21 protein-coding genes are annotated in these 18826 nt (G+C 72.5%); 9 read left to right on the top strand and 12 right to left on the bottom strand.

All coding sequences use genetic code 11. The annotated features are described in order from the left end of the window. Positions 1 to 69: 69 nt before the first annotated feature. Positions 70 to 1710 (top strand): alkaline phosphatase D family protein, encoded by a 1641-nt coding sequence (locus QF030_RS13965; protein WP_307162991.1) that lies wholly within the window; start codon positions 70 to 72, stop codon positions 1708 to 1710. 10 nt (positions 1711 to 1720) lie between these two features. Here the strand turns inward: QF030_RS13965 and QF030_RS13960 are convergent, their stop codons facing one another. The 3 genes from QF030_RS13960 to QF030_RS13950 form a co-directional block, all read right to left on the bottom strand. Continuing rightward, complete coding sequence (locus QF030_RS13960) at positions 1721 to 2707, bottom strand: small ribosomal subunit Rsm22 family protein (protein WP_307162990.1); 987 nt, start codon at positions 2705 to 2707, stop codon at positions 1721 to 1723. 263 nt (positions 2708 to 2970) lie between these two features. After that, positions 2971 to 4173 carry a serine hydrolase domain-containing protein gene (locus tag QF030_RS13955; protein WP_373428891.1) on the bottom strand — a complete coding sequence of 401 codons (1203 nt, stop codon included), beginning with the start codon at positions 4171 to 4173 and terminating at the stop codon, positions 2971 to 2973. Next, positions 4092 to 5441 (bottom strand): multidrug effflux MFS transporter, encoded by a 1350-nt coding sequence (locus QF030_RS13950; protein WP_307162989.1) that lies wholly within the window; start codon positions 5439 to 5441, stop codon positions 4092 to 4094. Before QF030_RS13950 ends, QF030_RS13955 begins: the two co-directional genes overlap by 82 nt. Before the next feature lie 87 nt (positions 5442 to 5528). Between QF030_RS13950 and QF030_RS13945 the strand changes: the two genes are divergently transcribed. From QF030_RS13945 to QF030_RS13935, 3 genes are all read left to right on the top strand, one after another. Then, complete coding sequence (locus QF030_RS13945) at positions 5529 to 6530, top strand: Gfo/Idh/MocA family protein (protein ID WP_307162988.1); 1002 nt, start codon at positions 5529 to 5531, stop codon at positions 6528 to 6530. 45 nt (positions 6531 to 6575) lie between these two features. Beyond that, a complete protein-coding gene (locus QF030_RS13940) occupies positions 6576 to 7208 on the top strand; it encodes a TetR/AcrR family transcriptional regulator (protein ID WP_307162987.1) in 633 nt (210 codons plus the stop codon). A 129-nt stretch (positions 7209 to 7337) separates the two neighbouring features. After that, entirely contained in the window at positions 7338 to 8075 is a 738-nt protein-coding gene (locus QF030_RS13935) for a bifunctional DNA primase/polymerase (protein ID WP_307162986.1), read from the top strand. Between the two features lie 64 nt (positions 8076 to 8139). Here the strand turns inward: QF030_RS13935 and QF030_RS13930 are convergent, their stop codons facing one another. The 5 genes from QF030_RS13930 to QF030_RS13910 all read right to left on the bottom strand — a co-directional run bounded on the left by QF030_RS13930 (position 8140) and on the right by QF030_RS13910 (position 12798). Further along, positions 8140 to 9165, bottom strand: coding sequence for a hypothetical protein (locus QF030_RS13930; RefSeq protein WP_307162984.1), 1026 nt, complete (start codon positions 9163 to 9165; stop codon positions 8140 to 8142). After that, complete coding sequence (efeU, locus tag QF030_RS13925) at positions 9104 to 9997, bottom strand: iron uptake transporter permease EfeU (protein ID WP_307162983.1); 894 nt, start codon at positions 9995 to 9997, stop codon at positions 9104 to 9106. Before efeU ends, QF030_RS13930 begins: the two co-directional genes overlap by 62 nt. A 3-nt stretch (positions 9998 to 10000) precedes the next feature. Continuing rightward, positions 10001 to 11257, bottom strand: coding sequence for an iron uptake transporter deferrochelatase/peroxidase subunit (gene efeB, locus QF030_RS13920; RefSeq protein WP_307162982.1), 1257 nt, complete (start codon positions 11255 to 11257; stop codon positions 10001 to 10003). A gap of 15 nt (positions 11258 to 11272) precedes the next feature. After that, entirely contained in the window at positions 11273 to 12412 is a 1140-nt protein-coding gene (gene efeO / locus QF030_RS13915; RefSeq protein ID WP_307162980.1) for an iron uptake system protein EfeO, read from the bottom strand. 188 nt (positions 12413 to 12600) lie between these two features. After that, positions 12601 to 12798 carry a hypothetical protein gene (locus QF030_RS13910; protein WP_307162979.1) on the bottom strand — a complete coding sequence of 66 codons (198 nt, stop codon included), beginning with the start codon at positions 12796 to 12798 and terminating at the stop codon, positions 12601 to 12603. Positions 12799 to 13108: 310 nt separating this feature from the next. Here QF030_RS13910 and QF030_RS13905 point away from each other — a divergent pair, with 310 nt between their 5' ends. Together QF030_RS13905 and QF030_RS13900 are read left to right on the top strand one after the other, a co-directional pair. Continuing rightward, the gene (locus tag QF030_RS13905; RefSeq protein ID WP_307162977.1) at positions 13109 to 13753 is read left to right on the top strand and encodes a PhzF family phenazine biosynthesis protein; all 645 of its coding nucleotides are present in this window, start codon (positions 13109 to 13111) and stop codon (positions 13751 to 13753) included. A 123-nt stretch (positions 13754 to 13876) separates the two neighbouring features. After that, positions 13877 to 14101 (top strand): hypothetical protein, encoded by a 225-nt coding sequence (locus QF030_RS13900; protein ID WP_307162976.1) that lies wholly within the window; start codon positions 13877 to 13879, stop codon positions 14099 to 14101. A 78-nt stretch (positions 14102 to 14179) separates the two neighbouring features. Here the strand turns inward: QF030_RS13900 and QF030_RS13895 are convergent, their stop codons facing one another. Continuing rightward, positions 14180 to 14827 carry a biliverdin-producing heme oxygenase gene (locus QF030_RS13895; RefSeq protein ID WP_307162975.1) on the bottom strand — a complete coding sequence of 216 codons (648 nt, stop codon included), beginning with the start codon at positions 14825 to 14827 and terminating at the stop codon, positions 14180 to 14182. Positions 14828 to 14969: 142 nt separating this feature from the next. Next, on the bottom strand, positions 14970 to 15827 hold the full coding sequence (gene map / locus QF030_RS13890) for a type I methionyl aminopeptidase (RefSeq protein WP_307162974.1): 858 nt from the start codon (positions 15825 to 15827) through the stop codon (positions 14970 to 14972). A gap of 57 nt (positions 15828 to 15884) precedes the next feature. On the opposite strand from map, the gene QF030_RS13885 reads away from it, so the two are divergent. Continuing rightward, positions 15885 to 16118 (top strand): hypothetical protein, encoded by a 234-nt coding sequence (locus QF030_RS13885; protein WP_307162973.1) that lies wholly within the window; start codon positions 15885 to 15887, stop codon positions 16116 to 16118. 169 nt (positions 16119 to 16287) lie between these two features. Here QF030_RS13885 and QF030_RS13880 read toward each other — a convergent pair whose 3' ends face one another. After that, positions 16288 to 16884, bottom strand: a complete 597-nt coding sequence (locus QF030_RS13880) for a hypothetical protein (RefSeq protein ID WP_307162972.1) — start codon at positions 16882 to 16884, stop codon at positions 16288 to 16290. A 103-nt stretch (positions 16885 to 16987) separates the two neighbouring features. Between QF030_RS13880 and npdG the strand changes: the two genes are divergently transcribed. Continuing rightward, positions 16988 to 17716 (top strand): NADPH-dependent F420 reductase, encoded by a 729-nt coding sequence (gene npdG, locus QF030_RS13875; RefSeq protein ID WP_307162971.1) that lies wholly within the window; start codon positions 16988 to 16990, stop codon positions 17714 to 17716. Positions 17717 to 17778: 62 nt separating this feature from the next. Beyond that, positions 17779 to 17997: a hypothetical protein gene (locus tag QF030_RS13870; protein WP_307162970.1), complete on the top strand. Its 219-nt coding sequence runs from the start codon at positions 17779 to 17781 to the stop codon at positions 17995 to 17997. Here the strand turns inward: QF030_RS13870 and QF030_RS13865 are convergent. Continuing rightward, positions 17987 to 18787 carry a site-2 protease family protein gene (locus QF030_RS13865; RefSeq protein WP_307162969.1) on the bottom strand — a complete coding sequence of 267 codons (801 nt, stop codon included), beginning with the start codon at positions 18785 to 18787 and terminating at the stop codon, positions 17987 to 17989. The two genes, QF030_RS13870 and QF030_RS13865, sit on opposite strands and share 11 nt — an antisense overlap. Between the last annotated feature and the right edge of the window lie 39 nt (positions 18788 to 18826).

Genomic DNA, 18826 nt, shown 5'->3' with positions numbered 1-18826 from the left:
CGACGCTCCCGGGCCGTCTCCGGCCACTCCAATGCCTCCTGCCGCCATTTTTTTCAGGGGAGGACCGGAATGACACCCGCAGCCCACCACTCCCAGCACGCCCCCGAACTCCGCGCCACCGCTCGCCACCTGGGGCGCCGCCGCTTCCTCACCGGCACCGCGGCCGCCGCCGCGCTCGCCTTCACGGTGAACCTGCCCGCCGCCGGTACCGCGGCCGCCGCCGAACTCGACCCGGCACGGCTCACCGACGACCCCTTCACCCTCGGCGTCGCCTCCGGCGACCCGCTGCCCGGCTCCGTCCTCCTGTGGACCCGCCTCGCGCCCGCCCCGTACCAGGCGGACGGCGGACTGCCCGCCGAGCGGGTCACCGTGCACTGGGAACTGGCCCGCGACGAGACCTTCCGCAGACCCGTCAGGCGCGGCACCACGCTCGCGCACCCGGAGTTCGGTCACAGCGTGCACGTCCAGGTCGACGGCCTCGAGAACGACCGCGTGTACTACTACCGCTTCAAGGCGGGCGCCTGGATCAGCCGCACCGGCCGTACCCGGACCGCTCCCGCCCCCGGTGCCCGGACCGCCGCCCTGACCGTCGGCGTGGTCTCCTGCCAGCGCTACGACCAGGGCTACTTCACCGCGTACAAGCACCTCGCCGAGGACGACGTGGACTTCGTCCTGCACCTCGGCGACTACCTCTACGAGTACGCCGTCAGCGGCGTCGGCGGCGCCCGCGCCTACCCGGCCGGGACCGTGCCCGCCGTCTACGGCCACGAGATGGTGACGCTGGACGACTACCGCCTCAAGTACGCGCTGTACAAGTCCGACCCCGACCTGCTGGCCGCGCACGCCGCCCACCCGTTCGTCGTCACCTGGGACGACCACGAGACCGAGAACAACTACGCGGGCGCGGTGTCGGAGAACGACGACCCGGCCGAGGAGTTCCTCATCCGCCGGGCCGCCGCCTACCGGGCCTACTGGGAGAACCAGCCGCTGCGCCGCCCGCAGCTCCCCGACGGCCCCGACCTCAGGCTCTACCGTCGCCTGCACTGGGGCCGGCTCGCCCGCTTCGACGTCCTCGACACCCGCCAGTACCGCTCCGACCAGGCGTACGGCGACGGCTGGCGGGTTCCCGGGCCCGAGTCGGAGGACCCGGGGCGCACCCTGACCGGCGCTGCCCAGGAACGGTGGCTGATCGACGGCTGGCACCGCTCCCGCGCCCTGTGGAACGTGGTCCCGCAACAGGTCACCTTCGCGCAGCGGTACAACTCCACCACCGTGCCCTCGCAGGTCTCCATGGATTCCTGGGACGGCTACCCGGCCTCCCGGGAGCGGGTCCTGGCGGGCGCGCAGGCCGCCGGCGTCGAGAACCTGATGGTCCTGACCGGCGACGTCCACGTGCACTACGGGTTCGACATCAAGCGGGACTTCGCCGACCAGGCGTCGAAGACCCTCGGCACGGAGATCGTCACCTCGTCGATCTCCAGCGGCGGCAACGGGTCCGCCAAGCCCGCCAACTGGGGCGCCTTCATGGCCGCCAACCCGCACCTGAAGTACTACAACGGCCTGCGCGGCTACGCGACCGTCTCGTTCGGCCGCGACCTCGCCCGCGCCGACTTCAAAACCGTCCCGTACGTCACCACGCAGGGCGCCCCCCTCACCACGGCCGCCTCCTTCGTGACGGAGGTCGGCGACCAGGGGCTCAAGCCCGCCTGAGCCACGGGCCTCACGGGGCCGGCGGCCAGGTGTCGCCCCAGTCGGCGTCCCGGGCCGCCCGGTACAGGTCGCCGTGCTTCTTCGTCACCGTCGTACGGCTCAGCCGCTCCTCGGTCTCGCACAGGTCGAGGAGCACCTGGCCCTTGCGGATCTGCGGCCGTCGCACCACCCGGGAGGAGGCGGGTGAGACGGGGAAGCGGGCGGCCGCGACGTAGCTGAACTTCTCGTCCTCGTAGGGCAGCGAGCCGCCCTTGACCTGCCGGTGCAGGGAGGAGCGGCTGACCCGCGCCGAGAAGTGGCACCAGTCCGTGCCGGGCACGATCGGACAGGCCGCGCTGTGCGGGCAGGGCGCGGCGACCCGGAACCCGGCGGCGATCAGCCGGTCGCGGGCCTCGATCACCCGGGCGTAGCCGTCCGGGGTGCCCGGCTCGACGATCACCACGGCCTGCGCGGCCGACGCGGCGGCGTCCACCAGCACCGCCCGGTCGGGTGCGGCCAGCTCGTTGAGGACATAGGAGACGGTCACCAGGTCCGTGGGGTCCAGCGCGAGGGCCGTGCCGATGCGGGCGCGCTGCCAGCGGGCGCCGCGCAGCGCCGGGTTCGCCGCGGCCACCTCGCGGCCGAGGGCCAGGGCCGGCTCCGCCCAGTCGAGCACGGTCACCGGGCGGGTCCCCTCCCAGGTGGAACTCACCGCCCAGGTCGCCGCGCCCGTGCCGCCGCCGACGTCCACATGGCTGCCCGGCGACCACTGCGGCACGGCGTCCGCGAACGCCTCCAGCGCAGACCGCACCGCCTCGAAGGTCGCCGGCATCCGGTACGCGGCGTACGCGGCCACGTCCGCCCGGTCGCGCAGGATGGGGGCGTCGGTGGGGGTGGCGCCCCGGTAGCTGGCGATGAGCCGCTCGACGGCCTGTCCGGCCTGCTTGGGCGGCAGCCCGTCGAGCAGGTCCGTCAGGGCACCGCGGAGGGTCTCGGAAACGGGTACGGAGACGTTCACCCCCGGATTTTCTCAGGTCCGGGCCCCTGCCCTCACCCCCCCGCCCACCCCTGCCCTCACCCGGCGCCCGCGTCCGCCCTCACTCCGCGCCCGCCCCTGCCCTCACTCCGCGCCCGTACGGCACGGTCGCCTCCGTGCCGGCCCCGCTGCACGCCCGCCATCGTGAGGGCCCACGCCGCCGCGGCGGCCGCCACCGCTCGCCCCCGCCCCACGCCCGCCACACACGGCATGCCCGCCACCGCACAACCCTCGCCGTACGACCCTCACCGCACCGCCATCGCCAGCCGCGTCCCCACCAGCGCCCGGGGCCCGCTGTCCGGCACCCGTCTGCGCGGATGCACCGTGTTCGCCAGCAGCACCACGAACGTGTCCGTCGCCGGATCCAGCACCAGCGAGGTCCCGGTGAACCCCGTGTGCCCCGCCGCGCCCTCGCCCGCCAGCTCGCCCATGAACCACGACTGGTCCACCGCGAAGCCCAGCCCCGGCGGGGTCAGCAGGAGTTCCACGAAGTCGGGGCCGAGGATGCGGGCGGGACCGTACGAACCGCCCGACAGCAGGGTGCGGCAGAACACCGCGAGGTCGTGGCCGGTGGAGAAGAGCCCCGCGTGACCGGCCACCCCGCCCAGCGCCCAGGCGTTCTCGTCGTGCACCACGCCCCGCAGCATCCCCCGGTCCGCCTTCGCCCAGGGACGCCGCTGGTCCTCGGTCGCCGCCGCGCCGGGGCAGGGGCCGAAGTCGGTCGACGTCATGCCCAGCGGCCGGGTGATCCCGTCCCGCACGAGGACGTCGAGGGTGCGGCCGGTCAGCCGCTCCAGGAGCTGCTGGAGCAGCAGCATGTTCAGGTCCGAGTACCCGTGGGCGCCGGGCGCGCGGACCGGCGCCTCCGCGCGCAGCAGCGCCCACCGCTGGGTGTCGTCGGCGCACTCGTACAGGGGTAGCTCGGGGCGCAGCCCGGAGGTGTGGGTGAGGAGCTGGCGGACGGTGATGCCGTGGGCCGCGGCCGCGTGGAAGTCGGGCAGATACGCGCCCACCCGCGCGTCGATGCCGAGGGTGCCGCGTTCGATCTGCTGCACCGCCGCCACCGACGTGAACAGCTTGGTGAGGGACGCCAGGTCGAAGGGGGTGTCGACGGTCATCGGGATCCGTGCCCCCGCCGGCAGCTCCACCCCCGCGTCGGCCGCCGGGTCGTACGCCGAGTACCGCACCGCCCAGCCCACCGCTTCCCGCACGGCGATCACCGGGCCGCGCCCGGCGACCACGACGGCGCCGGCCGCCCACGGCCGGTCGCCGGTGGTGAGGTCCACGACGTCACGGACGAGGAGGCGCGTCTCCGCCGGGTCGAGTCCGGCTCGCTCCGGTGTGTCGACGCGCAGTCTCGGTGCGCTCAGTTCCCTTCCCCCGCTTTCCGCGTCGCTCGAGCGGGGGGACCTCCGTCCTCCGCGCCCGCCTTGCTCCAGGGACGGCAGATTCCCACGAAGCAGGCCGACGCCACCAGTGCGGCAGCCAACTGGACGACGGCCATCGGGACGGCCGTGTGCTCGCCGGCGATCCCGACGAGCGGCGAGGCGATCGCGCCGATGAGGAAGGAGGACGTGCCGAGGAGCGCGGAGGCGGAACCGGCGGAGTGCCGGACCCGCATCAGGGCGAGCGTCTGCGCGTTGGGCAGCGTGACGCCCATCGCGGACATCAGGACGAACAGCGCGGCGGCCACCGGCGCCAGCCCGACCTCGCCGAACACACCCGTCGTCATCAGCAGCAGGGCGGCCGAGGCCAGCACGACCACCGAGAGACCGACCGCCAGGACCCGGTCCAGCCGGACGCGGCCGACCAGCACCCTGCCGTTGACCTGGCCGATCAGTACCAGCCCGACCGAGTTCACGCCGAACAGCAGGCCGAACGTCTGGGGCGAGGCGCCGTAGATCTCCTGGACGACGAACGGCGAGGCGCTGATGTACGCGAACAGCGCGGCGAAGGTGAAACCGCCCGTGAGCATGTACCCCGTGAAGGGCGGGTCGCCGAGGATCCGGCGCATCGAGCGCAGGGCCTCGCCGACCCCGCCCGCGTGACGTCCGTCGGCGGGCAGGGTCTCGGGCAGCCGCTTCCACACCACCGCGGCCAGCAGCAGCCCGACCCCCGTGAGGAGCACGAACACGCCCCGCCAGTCCGTCGCCCGCAGGATCTGCGCCCCGATCAGCGGCGCCACGACCGGGGCGACCCCGGAGATCAGCATCAGGGTGGAGAAGAACCGGGCCATCGCGACGCCGTCGTACAGGTCCCGCACCACGGCCCGCGCGATCACGATCCCGGCCGCGCCCGCGAGCCCCTGCACCAGCCGGCAGGCGACCAGCAGCTCGACGGTGGGCGCGAGGGCGCACAGGGCGGTGGCCACGACGTAGACGACGAGTCCGGCCAGCAGCGGACGCCTGCGCCCCCACCGGTCGCTCATCGGACCGCACACCAGCTGCCCCAGCGCCATGCCGGCCAGGCACGCGGTCAGCGTGAGCTGCACGGTCGCGGCGGGCGCGTGCAGGGAGCGGGTCACCTCCGGCAGCGCCGGCAGATACATGTCCATCGAGAGCGGGGGAGTGGCGGTCAGCCCGCCCAGGACGAGGGTGACGAGCAGCCCCGTCCGGCGCCGGGCGGACAGCGTCGGCGCCGCCTTTCCGCCCGCACGCGTGCCCCGGTCCGGCACGGCCTTCGGCGCCGCCTCAGGTATGGCCCCGCCCTCCGGCATCCGGCCGCCCCTCCCTCTCCGACATCTGTGCGCCCTATGCTCTCAGCTCGAACACACTGCTGAGACGGCACGAGGGCGGGGCAGGGTATGACGACGGACACGGTGCGGTGGGGGATCCTGGCGACCGGCGGGATCGCCGGCGCGTTCACGGCGGACCTGATCGACCTGCCCGACGCGGAGGTGGTCGCGGTCGCCTCGCGCAGCGAGGTCTCCGCGAAGGCGTTCGCCGACCGGTTCGGCATACCCCGGGCCTACGGGGACTGGGCCGCGCTCGCCGCGGACGAGGACATCGATGTCGTCTACGTCGCCACCCCGCACGCCGCCCACCGCGCTGCCGCCGGCCTCTGCCTGGAGGCCGGGCGGAACGTGCTGTGCGAGAAGGCGTTCACGCTGAACCTGCGCGAGGCCGAGGAACTGGTCGCGCTGGCCCGGGAGCGCGACCGCTTCCTCATGGAAGCCATGTGGATGTACTGCAACCCGGTCGTCCGCCGCCTCAAGGCCCTCGTCGACGACGGCGCGATCGGCGAGGTCCGCACCGTGCAGGCCGACTTCGGTCTCGAAGGGCCCTTCCCGCCCTCGCACCGGCTGCGCGACCCCGCCCAGGGCGGCGGCGCCCTCCTCGACCTCGGCGTCTACCCGGTCTCCTTCGCGCACCTCCTGCTCGGCGCGCCCTCGGGCATCGCCGCCCAGGCCGTCCTCTCCGCCGAGGGCGTCGACCTCCAGACGGTGCTGGCCCTGTCCTGGGACTCCGGCGCGCTCGCCGCCCTGCACTGCTCGCTGGCAGGCGGTACGGGCACCACCGCCTCCGTCACCGGCTCACGCGGCCGGATCGACCTCCCGTCCGGCTTCTTCCACCCCGACCGCCTCGTGCTGCACCGTGCCGGGCGTGACCCGGAGGAGTTCGCCGCCGACCCGGCCGACGGGCCCCGTACGACGCTCCGGCACGAGGCCCGCGAGGTGATGCGCGCGCTGCGGGCCGGCGAGACCGAGTCGCCGCTGGTCCCGCTCGACGGCAGCCTCGCGGTCATGCGGACCCTCGACACGGTCCGCGAGCGGATCGGCGTGCGCTACCCCGGCGAGGACGCGTGACACTTCACGAGACGTCCCGTCTCATCCGCTTGGTACCGTCGACCCATGGTCACCCAGTCCGGTAAGCCGGCCCCCGACACGACCCGCCGCAGCGAGCGGTCCCGGCGCGCGATCTACGATGCCGCGCTGGCCCTCGTGGCGGAGATCGGCTACACGAAGACCACGATCGAGGGCATCGCCGCCCGCGCGGGCGTCGGCAAGCAGACCATCTACCGCTGGTGGGGGTCGAAGGCCGACGTCCTGCTGGAGGCCTTCCTCGACCTCAGCGAACAGGCGGCGCGGGACGCCGGGGCGTCGGACCGGGAGCCGTACGTCATCCCCGACACCGGCGACCTGGCCGCCGACATCAAGGCCGTCCTGCGGGCCACCGTCGACCAGCTCACGGACCCCCGGTTCGAGGCGCCCTCGCGGGCCCTGGCCGCCGAGGGCGTGGTCAACGAGCAGGTCGGCCGCGAGTTCACGGCCAAGCTGATGGAACCGTCCATCCAGCTGTACGTCGACCGGCTGCGCTCCGCGCAGGAGGCCGGCCAGGTCCGTGCGGACCTCGACCCGCGCATCGCCCTCGAGTTCTTCATCTCCCCGCTCGCCCAGCGCTGGCTCCAGTACACCGGCCCGATCTCCTACGAGTACACCGACGCCCTCGTCGACTACGCCCTGCACGGCCTCGCCCCGCGCTGACCCGTACCACATGGGCCACTCTGGCACCGCGCGTCCCACCTGCCCCGATTCACGGCTACGGCCCCCCGATGCGCAGGATGGTGGGACCATGAGGCATGCTGTCCGCACCACAGCGAGGCGAGGGGACAGATGAGCGCGGAGTTCGGCGGCCGGACCGGCCTGTGGGGCAAGATCTCGGAGTGGTTGCGCATGAGCGGCCCGACGCAGGCCGACCAGGACAGCGACCGTGAGGCCCTGCTGCTGGCAGCCGCCGGAGCGGGACTCCCGCTCGCGCCCGCCGCGCACCCGGCCCCCGGCTACGGCTGCTCCTGCGACCGGGTCGGCTGTCCGACCCCCGCCCGGCACCCGGTCTCCTTCGCCTGGCAGACGCAGTCCACCACCGACCGCGCGCAGATCGAGCGCTGGGCCCGCCACCAGCCGCAGGCCAACTTCATCACCGCCACCGGCATGACGCACGACGTCCTCGACGTGCCGCTGGAGGCGGGCCGGCAGGCCCTGGAGCGGCTGCTCGGCGCCGGCGTCGAGGTCGGCCCGGTCGCCGAGAGCGACGACGGCCGCATGCTCTTCTTCACCCTCACCCGCGGCACCCCCGAGGACGAGGACGAGTGGTGGCCGTGCGAGCTGGACTGCCACCCCGAGACGATGGACGAGCACCCCGGCCTGCGCTGGCACTGCCGCGGCTCCTACGTCCTGGTACCGCCCGCCCGGCTCCCCGGCGACGACGGCCGTTCCGTGCACTGGGTGCGCGGACCCGAGCACGCGCTGCCCGAGCCGCTGACCCTGCTGGAAACCCTCACGGACGCCTGCGCCCGCCACGCCGGCCAGGATCCCGACCACGCGAACACGGCCTGGCCCTCACGCCACTGACGGCCGGCCCGGGCCCTGGCCAAGGGGCGCGGGGAACTGCGCGACCAGCCACGACGCGGAGCGCTTACGCGCCCTTCGCCGCCGTCAGGCCCTCCAGGCGGCTCAGCATCGACACCTTGCCGTTCCCCGAGCCCTTCGCCGGGGCCAGGGCGACCTCGTTGGCGACGAACTCCATCGTCAGGGACTGCTTGATCTCACCGGTCGTCAGCGCGGCCACGTTCTTGTTCGGGGTGGGCACGGCGGCGCCCGTCGCGGCCGTCTGCTTCATGTAGTGGTGCGTGGTGAAGAAGACCAGCGCCCCGCCGTCCGCGGTGCGCAGGGCCAGCGGCGCGTAGTCGCCGCCGGTCAGCGGCTCGTCGATGTACTGCGTGGCCAGGCCCGGCTTGGTGGCGTTCTTCGCCCGGGTGGAGCGCAGCGCGTCGGTGTACGCGCCGTTCGCGAAGGCGCCCTTGCCGCTTCGCAGGTACGCCGTGTAGTCCTCGCTCAGGTCCTCGGGGGCGACGGCCAGCCGCGCGGAGTCGGCCGGCACGGCCTCAACGTGGCCGTCCGCGCCCGCCCGCTCGAACTCCGGTACCGAGCCCGGCGCCACGAGCGTCAGATACGTCGCCTGCCACGGCTCCGCCCGCTCGCCCCGGGTGAACACCATCAGCCAGCGCGAGTCGCCGCCCTTGTTGCCCTTCGCGTCGGCGACGAACCAGCGGGGCCAGCCCGCCTTCTCGACGATCGTGTACTTCACGTCCGACAGCACCAGCGGCGTGTGCTGCGGGTTGCCGTCCGGGTTGTTGACGCGGCCCGCCTTCAGCCGCGCCTCGTCGATGACGCCGAGGGCGCCGGTCGTGTAGTCGGCGTCCAGGGAACTGTCGTACGCCGCATCGGCCTTGTTGTACGCGGCCGTGAACTGCTCGATCGCCTTCGCGGCCTCCGCCTTCGTGGCCGCGGGGAGCAGCTCGAGTTCCCCGTGGACCACCACGCAGCCGCTCGCCATGAGCGAGACGGCGGTGAGCGACGCCGCTATGAGTGCGTACCGGTCACGTGCGCGGAGCCTTCGACTGCGCGGAATTCCGGTCGTCAGGCTGTGTTCCCTGCTCATCAGGCGACTTCACCTTCCCCTTCCCGGAGGCGAACCCTACCGGGGCGAGGAACAGCGCGAGCGTCGGGACCAGGTACAGCAGCCACACCGTGACCTGGACCACCGTCGGATCGGGCTGGAAGTTGAACACGCCCTTCAGCAGCGTGCCGTACCAGCTGTCCGGCGGGATCGTGCCGCTGATGTCGAAGGCCAGGCTGTTCAGACCCGGAAGCAGATCCGCCTCCTGGAGGTCGTGGACGCCGTACGCCAGCACTCCCGCGGCCACCACGACCAGCATGCCGCCGGTCCAGGTGAAGAACTTCGCGAGGTTGATCCTCAACGCGCCGCGGTAGAACAGCCAGCCCAGCAGGACGGCCGTCGCCAGGCCCAGGGCCACGCCGATCAGTGGGCGCGGTGTGCCGTCGCCGGCCGCGTGCACCGAAGCCCACACGAACAGGGCGGTTTCCAGGCCCTCCCGGCCGACGGCGAGGAAGGCGGTGGCGACCAGCGCGCCGGTGCCCATCGCGAGGGCCGCGTCCAGCCTGCCGTGCAGCTCCGACTTCAGATGCCGGGCCGTGCGCCGCATCCAGAACACCATCCACGTCACCAGGCCGACGGCGAGGATCGACAGGGAGCCGCCGAGCGCCTCCTGCGCCTGGAACGTCAGTTCCTGGGAGCCGAATTCGAGGACGCAGCCGAAGCCGAGAGCGAGCGCGACCGCGACGCTGATGCCGGTCCAGATGGGCCTGAGGGCGTCCCTGCGGCCCGTCTTCACCAGGTAGGCGATGAGGATGCAGACGACGAGGCTGGCCTCCAGGCCCTCGCGCATTCCGATCAGATAGTTGGAGAACACGGGCTACGCCTCCTTGGAGAACAGCGTCCGGCCCCACCAGTCGTCCTTGTCCCGGACGCCGGGCGGGACGGCGAAGACGGCCGAACCCACGTGCTGGATGTACTCGTTGAGCGCGTCGGACGCGAGGTTGCGCTGGACGCGGATGAACCCCTCGCGCACGTCGCGCTGGTAGGCGAGGAAGAACAGGCCGGCCTCGAGCCGGCCGAGTCCGTCGGTGCCGTCGGTGAAGGAGTAGCCGCGGCGCAGGATCGTCGCCCCGTGGTTGGAGTCCGGGTGCGCGAGCCGTACGTGCGCGTCGGGCTTCATCGCCTTCAGGAACGGCTCGTCGCGCTCCTTGGCCTTGCCGACCGGAGCACCCTCGCCCTTGTCGCGGCCGAAGATGTCCTCCTGCTCCTGGAGCGAGGTGCGGTCCCAGGTCTCGATGTGCATACGGATCCGGCGGGCGACGAGATAGGAACCGCCCACCATCCAGGCCGAGTTCTCCTTGACGTCCTTCTCGCCGACCCACACGAACTTCTTGAGCCGGTCGGTCTCGGTGCCCGCGATGTTGCGGGTGCCGTCCTTGAAGCCCATCAGGTTGCGCGGGGTCTGCGCGTCGGGCGTCGTGGAGGAGGTCTTGCCGAAGCCGAGCTGCGACCAGCGGATGACCACCTTGCCCATGCCGATCCGGGCCAGGTTGCGGATCGCGTGCACGGCGACCTGCGGATCGTCCGCGCAGGCCTGGACGCACAGGTCGCCGTTGCTGCGGGCCGCGTCGAGCGCGTCCCCGGCGAACGTGGGCAGGTCGACGAGAGCGTCCGGCCGCCGGTCGGCGAGGTCGAACTTCGCGAACAGCGACGGCCCGAAGCCGACCGTGAGGGTCAGCCGGGACGGCTTGAGCCCCAGGGCCTCGCCGGTGTCGTCCGGTGGCGCCTCCGCGAGACCGCCGTACGCGCCCTCGCCGACCGCCTTCCCGGCCGTCATCCGGCGGGCCGCCTCGGTCCAGTCCTTCAGCAGCCGGACGAACTCGGCGCGGTCCGTGGTCGTCACGTCGAACGCGGCGAAATGCAGCCGGTCCTGGACGGGCGTGGCGATGCCCGCCTGGTTCGTGCCGTGGAAGCCGACCGCGGCGCCCACGTCGGCGGCCGTCGGGTCGACGTCGTCGCCGGTGCGGGTCATGGCGACCGCGCCGCCGGCCGCCGCGGCGCCGAGCGCGAGGCCCGCACCGCCCCAGCCGATCAGCGACCGCCGGGACGGACTGCTGCCCTGGGTCTCGGTCATGTCCTGGCCCCCCGGTTACTTCGCCACGGCGGCGGCGAGCTTGGACAGCGGCTCGGCGAGCGCGTTGACCGCGTCGGACAGTTCCTTGCGCTGGGCGGCGCCGACCTTCTCGTACGAGGTGAACACGTACGACGTCGTGTTCGGGCGGTACTTCTCCAGGAGCGCGTTCAGCGCGGCGAACTGCTTGTCCAGCTCGGTGACCAGGGCCGCGTCGTTCTCCTTGGCGACCGGCTTGAGCAGCTCGTAGGACTTCTGGGCGCCCTCGACGTTGGCCTTGAAGTCGACGAGGTCGGTGTGCGAGTAGCGCTCCTCCTCGCCGGTGACCTTGCCGGTGGCGACCTCGTCGAGGAGCTCCTTGGCGCCGTTGGCCATGGAGGTCGGGGTGATCTCGGCCTTGCCGACCCGCTTCTGCCAGTCGGTCAGGTCGGTGGTGAGCTGACCGGCGAGGGTCTTCTCCGCCGCGGTGATCTTCTTGTCCTGCCAGAGGGCCTTCTCCAGCCGGTGCCAGCCGGTCCAGGTCTGGCCGGCCTCCAGGCCGTCGGCGCGGACGTCGACCTTCGGGTCGATGTCGCCGAAGGACTCCGCGACCGGCTCGGTGCGCTCCCAGCCGATGCGGGAGGGCGCGTAGGCCGCCTTGGCCGCTTCGAGGTCGCCGGCCTCGACCGCCTTCACGAAGGTCGCGACCAGCGGCAGGGTGGCGTCGGCCTGCTCCTGCGCGTACTCGCGGTACGCGGCGACCGCCTTGTCCAGGCGCGGGTCCCGCTTGGCGACCGAACCGCCGGTGACCTTGAGGTCCTTGCGGATGCCGGTGCCCTTCATGCCGGGCTTGCAGGCGATCTGGTAGTCGCCGGCCTTCACCTCGGCGGTGACCCGCTGCTTGGTGCCGGGGCCGATGTTCTCCCGCTCGCTGACGATCCGGTCGTCCGGGAAGAGGATGTAGACCTCGGTGACCTTGGAACCCTTGTTCTCGATGGCGAGCTCGACGTGCCCGGCGGAGATCTCCTGCTTGGAGGTCTCGCACTTGGCGTCGGTGGCGGTCACGTTGATGACACGGTCGCCGTCCTTCGCGTCGCTCTTCGAGGTGCAGCCGGTGACGGCGGTCAGTGCGGTCACGGCGGCGACGGCGGTGACGACGGACAGTCTGGCGGCTCGCATTCGGGCTCCCAGCGATGGCTGAATAAGGTCGTGACGCGGCTCACAGGGTTGGTGAGCCTCGCCTAACTTATCCAAGGCTTACCTGCGTAGTACCCGCCCGTGCAGTGATTCACCTCTCATAGACGCCGTATGAGCACGAGACGATCACGGTGACTCAAAACGGACCCCAAGGGATGGTCAAGGGTGATTCAAAGATTCCGTTTCTGGGTCTCCGCGCGGCGTCCGTCCTCGGCCGCGGCGGCGCCTCGAACCGGCTGGTCGCCGACCTGCGGGAGCGGCCGCCCGGTGAACACCTCGCCCGGCGGGCCGTCCGCCGCAGCCTGCCCGGCGCACGGGATCACGGCCGGGTGCGCGCAGGCGGCGGCGAGCCCCGGATCGTGCCGCACGACGACCCTCGCGTCTCCCTCACGCGCCCCGGGCAGGGCAGCCCGCCCCTCGGGGGCGCGGGGAACCGCGCGACCCGCCGCGGACGCCCCGCACCCTCAGGGCGACAGCGGGTGCGGGGCGGAGTCCCGGGGAACGGGCATCGGCGGCCGGCCACACCGTGCCGGGTCTTCCGGCCGGCCGGGGGAGGGGAGGCGGCGCGGTGCCGACGAAGCCGCCGGTGTCGGCGGGCTCGTCCGGGGGTCCCGACCGAAGCTCGGTCTCACCTTCACGCGCCATGGCCCGGTCGCCCGTCGGTGCTTCAATTCCCCGGTGACTGATTACGACGTGCTCCGCGTCTTCTGCGCGCCGAACGGCGGCTACGGCAATGAACTCGGCGTGGTCCGCGAGGGTTCGGTGCTGCCGGACCGGGAGGACCGGCAGGACCTCGCCGCGAAGCTCGGCTTCGGCGAGACGGTGTTCGTCGACGACCCCGAGCGCGGGATCATCGACGTCTACACGCCCACCCGGCGCCTGTCCTTCGCGGACCACTCGTGCGTGGGCGTCGCCTGGCTGCTCGACGTGCCCGAACTCGTCCTGCCGGCCGGCGAGGTGGGCACCCGCCTGGACGGCGAGTTCACCTGGATCGAGGCGCGCGCGGAGTGGGCCCCGCCGTGCGTGTTCCACCGGTACGCCACCGCCGCCGAGGTCGACGACCTGCCCGTGCCGCCGGCCGGCGACTGGATCTACGCCTGGGCCTGGGAGGACGAGCCGGCCGGCCGGATCCGCGCCCGCGGCTTCCCCGGCCGCGGCGACGGCGTCGACGAGATCGAGGCGACGGCCGCGCCGGCGCTGCTGCTCACCGAGCGGCTCGGGCGCGCCCTGAACATCACCCAGGGCGCGGGCTCCCAGATCCTGACGGCCCCGCAGCCGTACGGGTGGGTGGAGATCGGCGGACGGGTGTTCCTGGAGCGCTGAACCCCAGGGCCGCACTCGGGCGTCCGTGGACTTCCACGCGGCCGTACGGGTGGTCTGGCGTGTGCGGGGGAGGACGAACGGGGACCTCTGGGCGTGACCACTGAGCCCCGTGAGAGGAACGCCATGCGTATCCGTTCAGTCCTCGCCGCCACCGTCCTGGGCATCGCCCTCGCCGCCACCGGCGCGACGTCCGCCATCGCCGACGAGGGCCCCCGCCAGCACCACGAGGAGCCTCGCGAGCACCACCACTTCGACGAGGACGAGGGTGTCTGCAGCCCCTACGTCGGTGCGATCGACACGGTCTCGGCCGACATCTTCTGGGCCGGAGCGCACTGCGACCGTTTCTGATCCGGCGCCGGGCCCCCTCGCCGTCCGGCGAGGGGGCCCGCTCCGTCTGCCCGTCGGCCGTTCCTCCGAACGGCCGGCTCACGCCGAGAGCGGGAACTCCGCGCCCAGGGCCCGGAAGACGTCCGTGTTCAGCGCGAAGGCGCGCTTGCACTCACTCACGATCCGCTGCTTCTCCAGGTCGTCCGCGCGCACCCCGTCCAGCCACTCCCGGTAACCCCGCTTGAACGCCGCCGGGTTGCCGATCCCCTCGAAGACGTAGAAGCGGACGCCGTCGCCCTTGCGCTCGAAGCCCCAGGTGCGCTCCGCCTTGTCGCGGATGATCTGCCCGCCGGAGAGGTCGCCCAGGTAGCGCGTGTAATGGTGGGCGATGTACCCGGCGGGCCACCGCTCGGCACACTCCCGCACCCGCGCCGCGTACGCCTCGGTCGCCGGCAGGGCCGACACACCCGACCGCCATCCGGCGCCCCGCAGATGCGTGAGGTCCCGCTCCAGGGCCGGCAGCCGGAACAGCTCGGGCCGGATGAAGGGTCCGGTCACCGGATCCGCGGCCAGCCGCTCGGCGCCGGCCTCCAGCGCCTCGTAGACGAACCAGAGCTGCTCGGTGTAGCGCGCGTACGCCTCGACGCCGAGCCTGCCGCCGAGGAGATCACTCATGAACGTCGAGGTCTCGGCCTCCGTGTGCTGCTCGTGGGACGCCGTGCGGATGAGTGTCGAGAACGAGTCCATGCCCCACATCCTTCAAGGTAAGGGTTACCTAAGTCAATGGGTCCGGTCGGGTTTGCCGACGGTCTGTCGGTAAAAGCGTACAAGAAAAGACCCGCCCCCAGCAGGGAACGGGCCTCCGGTTCCGCCACGGCGGCGTGCGGACCTACGGCAGCGTGAGGATCTCCGCGCCCGTCTCGGTCACCACCAGCGTGTGCTCGAACTGGGCCGTCCGCTTGCGGTCCTTGGTCAGCACCGTCCAGCCGTCGTCCCACATGTCGTACTCGTGCGTGCCGAGCGTCAGCATCGGCTCGATCGTGAAGGTCATCCCGGGCTGGATGACGGTCGTCGCGTGCGGGCTGTCGTAGTGCGGGATGATCAGCCCGGAGTGGAACGACGAGTTGATCCCGTGCCCCGTGAAGTCCCGCACCACGCCGTACCCGAACCGCTTGGCGTACGACTCGATGACCCGTCCGATGATGTTGATCTGCCGGCCGGGCCGGACGGCCTTGATCGCCCGCTCGAGGGACTCCCGGGTCCGCTCCACCAACAGTCGCGACTCCTCGTCGACGTCCCCGACCAGGTAGGTGGCGTTGTTGTCGCCGTGCACCCCGCCGATGTACGCCGTCACGTCCAGGTTGACGATGTCGCCGTCGCGCAGCACCGTCGAGTCCGGGATGCCGTGGCAGATGACCTCGTTGACGCTCGTGCACAGGGACTTGGGGAAGCCGCGGTAGCCCAGCGTCGACGGATAGGCGCCGTGGTCGCACATGTACTCGTGCGCGACCCGGTCCAGTTCGTCGGTGGTGACCCCCGGCGAGATCAGCTTCGCGGCCTCCGCCATCGCCTGCGCGGCGATCCGGCCGGCCCGGCGCATCGCCTCGATCGTCTCGGGCGTCTGCACCTCCGGCCCGGTGTAGGGCGTCGGCGCGGGCTTGCCGACGTACTCGGGGCGGCGGATGTTTCCGGGCACCGAACGGATGGGGGACAGTTCCCCCGGGACGAGCAGCGACTGGCCAGACATGCCAGTGAGTCTAACGAGCGGCCATGGGGGAACATGTCGATGGCGAGAGGAGCCGTCATGCCCCTGTTCAAGAAGCGGACCGAAGGCAAACCGGGTGAGTGGTACTACTGCCTGGAGCACAAGAAGGTCGAGGAGGGTCCGGAGTGCCCGGCGAAGGACCGCTTCGGCCCGTACGCCACTCGCGCCGAGGCCGACCACGCGATGCAGACCGCCCGCGAGCGCAACCTCCAGTGGGAGAACGACCCCAAGTGGCACGACGCCCCGAAGGCCGGCGCCCCGGACGACGACTGATCACCCGGCCGATCGGGGCGGCCGGGGCGCGGGGCCCGGGAGGCGCGCGGCGCCGACATGGTCGTCGGGCTGGTGAGATCGCGCCCGGGAGGCGGCGGTGCGAGGGCGACTGCTCCGCCGCGCCACCGGTGCGTGACCCGGGCGGGCAGGCGGATGCCCGGGTCTCGGGTCACCAGGGGGGAGGCGGTGGCGCCGTCAGCCGTTCGGCCAGGTGGGAGAGGCGGTCGGCGAAGCGCCTGCGGCCTCTCGCCGGGGGCAGTGTCTCGCCGGCGGCCGCGCTCACCAGATGCTGCACGGTGTCCAGGTCCAGCTCGGAGCCGTCCGGCACGGCCAGCGTCTCGTGTGCCAGGGCCGTCAGCTCTCCCTCGCCCGGGCCGAGGGCCAGGATCACGGCCCCGGCCCGCCGGGCGTCGGACACCCGTTCGAGGAGCGGCGCGTCCCCCGACGGGGACGCCACCAGCAGGGTCTCGCCCCGCCGGGCCGCCGCGATCCGGCCCAGGCCGACCGCGAGATGCGCCGGGTCGGAAGGCCGCGGGTCGTGCCGTACGAGGGTCGGCGCCAGCTCCGGCGTACCCGACCACGCGGCCTCGTCCACCAGATGCGCCGCGAGATGCCAGGGCTCGTACACGGCCGTGCCCACCAGCAGCAGCCCGCCCCCGTGCGACACGACCGACCCGCGCAGCACCCGGGCGAACCTCCGGGTGGCCCCCAGCCACTCGGTCCCGGCGAGCACCTCACGCAGCAGCGCGACCCGTACGGCATCCATGCGGCCGCATCGTGCCGCAACCGGCCGCCGCCCGCCCGGGCTTCGCCCCTCCTTCACCCGACATGACGAAGGACCGCCCGGCATGCCCACGTAAGGTCGGCCCATGACCTCTACCGACAGTGCACAGAACGCCTCCGCGGCTGCCCCGGCGAAGGCCCCCGCCAAGGACCCGTGGGACCTCCCCGACGTCTCCGGGCTGGTCGTCGGCGTGCTCGGGGGGACCGGCCCGCAGGGCAAGGGTCTCGCCTACCGGCTCGCGAAGGCCGGCCAGAAGGTGATCATCGGTTCGCGCGCCGCCGACCGCGCCCAGGCCGCCGCCGACGAACTCGGGCACGGTGTCGAGGGCGCCGACAACGCCGAGACCGCGCGCCGCAGCGACATCGTGATCGTCGCCGTGCCGTGGGACGGCCACGGCAAGACCCTGGAGTCCCTGCGCGAGGAGCTGGCCGGCAAACTGGTCGTCGACTGCGTCAACCCGCTCGGCTTCGACAAGAAGGGCGCCTACGCGCTGAAGCCGGAGGAGGGCAGCGCCGCCGAGCAGGCCGCCGCGCTGCTGCCGGACTCCCGTGTCGCCGCCGCCTTCCACCACCTCTCGGCGGTCCTCCTGCAGGACCCGGAGATCGACGAGATCGACACCGACGTGATGGTGCTGGGCGAGGAGCGCGCCGACGTCGAGCTCGTGCAGGCACTGGCCGGCCGGATCCCCGGTATGCGCGGTGTCTTCGCAGGGCGGCTGCGCAACGCCCACCAGGTGGAGTCCCTGGTCGCCAACCTGATCTCCGTCAACCGCCGCTACAAGGCCCACGCCGGGCTGCGCGTCACGGACGTGTGAGCGCATGGGGGACACTGGTCGGAGCAGCCCAGCAGTGTCCCCCGACAGGAGAAACCGGACCCATGTCCCCCCTGCCCCCGCCCAGCCCGAGCCGGCGACTCGCCCTTTACACCCTCGTCGTCTGCGTACTCGCCGTGGCCGCCGCGGTCGTCTCCTTCGTCCAGGGCAGCCTCCTGGGCGTCGTGTGGGTGCTGCTCGCGGGCCTGTCCTCGAACATGACCTGGTACTACGCGAAGCGGGAGAAGCTGCGCAGGGCCGCGGGGACCGACGTCAGCGGCTGACCGCGCAGAACTCGTCGGCGTCCTTCCAGAACCGGTACAGCGACTGACCGCAGTACGTCTCCACGTCGCCGATCCCGAGACCGCGCAGCACCGCGTCGACCATGTCGAAGAAGACTCCGTTGACCGCCGGCACCCACAGCAGCGCGAACACGAACAGCAGTCCGAACGGCGCGAACGGTTCCACCTGCCGCTTGACGTCGTACGACAGCCAGGGCTCGACGACCCCGTAGCCGTCCAGACCGGGCACCGGAAGGAAGTTCAGGATCGCCGCCGTGACCTGGAGCAGGGCGAGGAAGGCGAGCGCGAACCGGAAGTCGGCCGGCACCCCGTCCAGCGCGTCCAGCCAGAACGGGGCCGTGCACACCACCGCGAACAGGACGTTCGTCAGCGGACCGGCCGCCGAGATCAGACTGTGCCGCCACCGCCCCCGGATCCGCGCGCGCTCGATGAAGACGGCGCCACCGGGCAGACCGATCCCGCCCATGATCACGAACAGCACCGGCAGTACCACGCTGAGCAGGGCGTGCGTGTACTTCAGCGGGTTGAGCGTGAGATATCCCTTCGCGCCGACCGAGATGTCACCGCTGTGCAGGGCGGTCCGCGCGTGTGCGTACTCGTGCAGGCACAGGGACACGATCCAGGCGGCCGTCACGAACAGGAACACCGCCACGCCCGGCTGCTCGGCGAAGCCCGTCCAGGTCGCCCAGCCGGTGGCCGCCATCACGGCGAGGATCCCGAGGAAGACGGGACTGACCCTCCGCTCGGCGCTGCGGGTGGTGGCGGTGGTCATGGGGCCCCCTGGGCTCGTACGCGTGTGTGGAACTGCCCG

The organism is Streptomyces rishiriensis, from assembly GCF_030815485.1.
GTDB lineage: Bacteria > Actinomycetota > Actinomycetes > Streptomycetales > Streptomycetaceae > Streptomyces > Streptomyces rishiriensis_A.
The sequence above is the reverse complement of the archived record's forward strand: the minus strand, read 5'-3'. Positions and strand labels throughout refer to the sequence as shown.

Bases quoted from the DNA above. Each gene is read 5' to 3' on its own strand.
- QF030_RS13965 (WP_307162991.1), top strand. From the start codon at position 70: ATGACACCCGCAGCCCACCACTCCCAGCACGCCCCCGAACTCCGCGCC.
- QF030_RS13950 (WP_307162989.1), bottom strand. From the start codon at position 5,441: ATGCCGGAGGGCGGGGCCATACCTGAGGCGGCGCCGAAGGCCGTGCCG.
- QF030_RS13945 (WP_307162988.1), top strand. From the start codon at position 5,529: ATGACGACGGACACGGTGCGGTGGGGGATCCTGGCGACCGGCGGGATC.
- QF030_RS13940 (WP_307162987.1), top strand. From the start codon at position 6,576: ATGGTCACCCAGTCCGGTAAGCCGGCCCCCGACACGACCCGCCGCAGC.
- QF030_RS13935 (WP_307162986.1), top strand. From the start codon at position 7,338: ATGAGCGCGGAGTTCGGCGGCCGGACCGGCCTGTGGGGCAAGATCTCG.
- QF030_RS13930 (WP_307162984.1), bottom strand. From the start codon at position 9,165: ATGAGCAGGGAACACAGCCTGACGACCGGAATTCCGCGCAGTCGAAGG.
- efeB (WP_307162982.1), bottom strand. From the start codon at position 11,257: ATGACCGAGACCCAGGGCAGCAGTCCGTCCCGGCGGTCGCTGATCGGC.
- efeO (WP_307162980.1), bottom strand. From the start codon at position 12,412: ATGCGAGCCGCCAGACTGTCCGTCGTCACCGCCGTCGCCGCCGTGACC.
- QF030_RS13900 (WP_307162976.1), top strand. From the start codon at position 13,877: ATGCGTATCCGTTCAGTCCTCGCCGCCACCGTCCTGGGCATCGCCCTC.
- QF030_RS13895 (WP_307162975.1), bottom strand. From the start codon at position 14,827: ATGGACTCGTTCTCGACACTCATCCGCACGGCGTCCCACGAGCAGCAC.
- map (WP_307162974.1), bottom strand. From the start codon at position 15,827: ATGTCTGGCCAGTCGCTGCTCGTCCCGGGGGAACTGTCCCCCATCCGT.
- QF030_RS13885 (WP_307162973.1), top strand. From the start codon at position 15,885: ATGCCCCTGTTCAAGAAGCGGACCGAAGGCAAACCGGGTGAGTGGTAC.
- QF030_RS13880 (WP_307162972.1), bottom strand. From the start codon at position 16,884: ATGGATGCCGTACGGGTCGCGCTGCTGCGTGAGGTGCTCGCCGGGACC.
- npdG (WP_307162971.1), top strand. From the start codon at position 16,988: ATGACCTCTACCGACAGTGCACAGAACGCCTCCGCGGCTGCCCCGGCG.
- QF030_RS13870 (WP_307162970.1), top strand. From the start codon at position 17,779: ATGTCCCCCCTGCCCCCGCCCAGCCCGAGCCGGCGACTCGCCCTTTAC.
- QF030_RS13865 (WP_307162969.1), bottom strand. From the start codon at position 18,787: ATGACCACCGCCACCACCCGCAGCGCCGAGCGGAGGGTCAGTCCCGTC.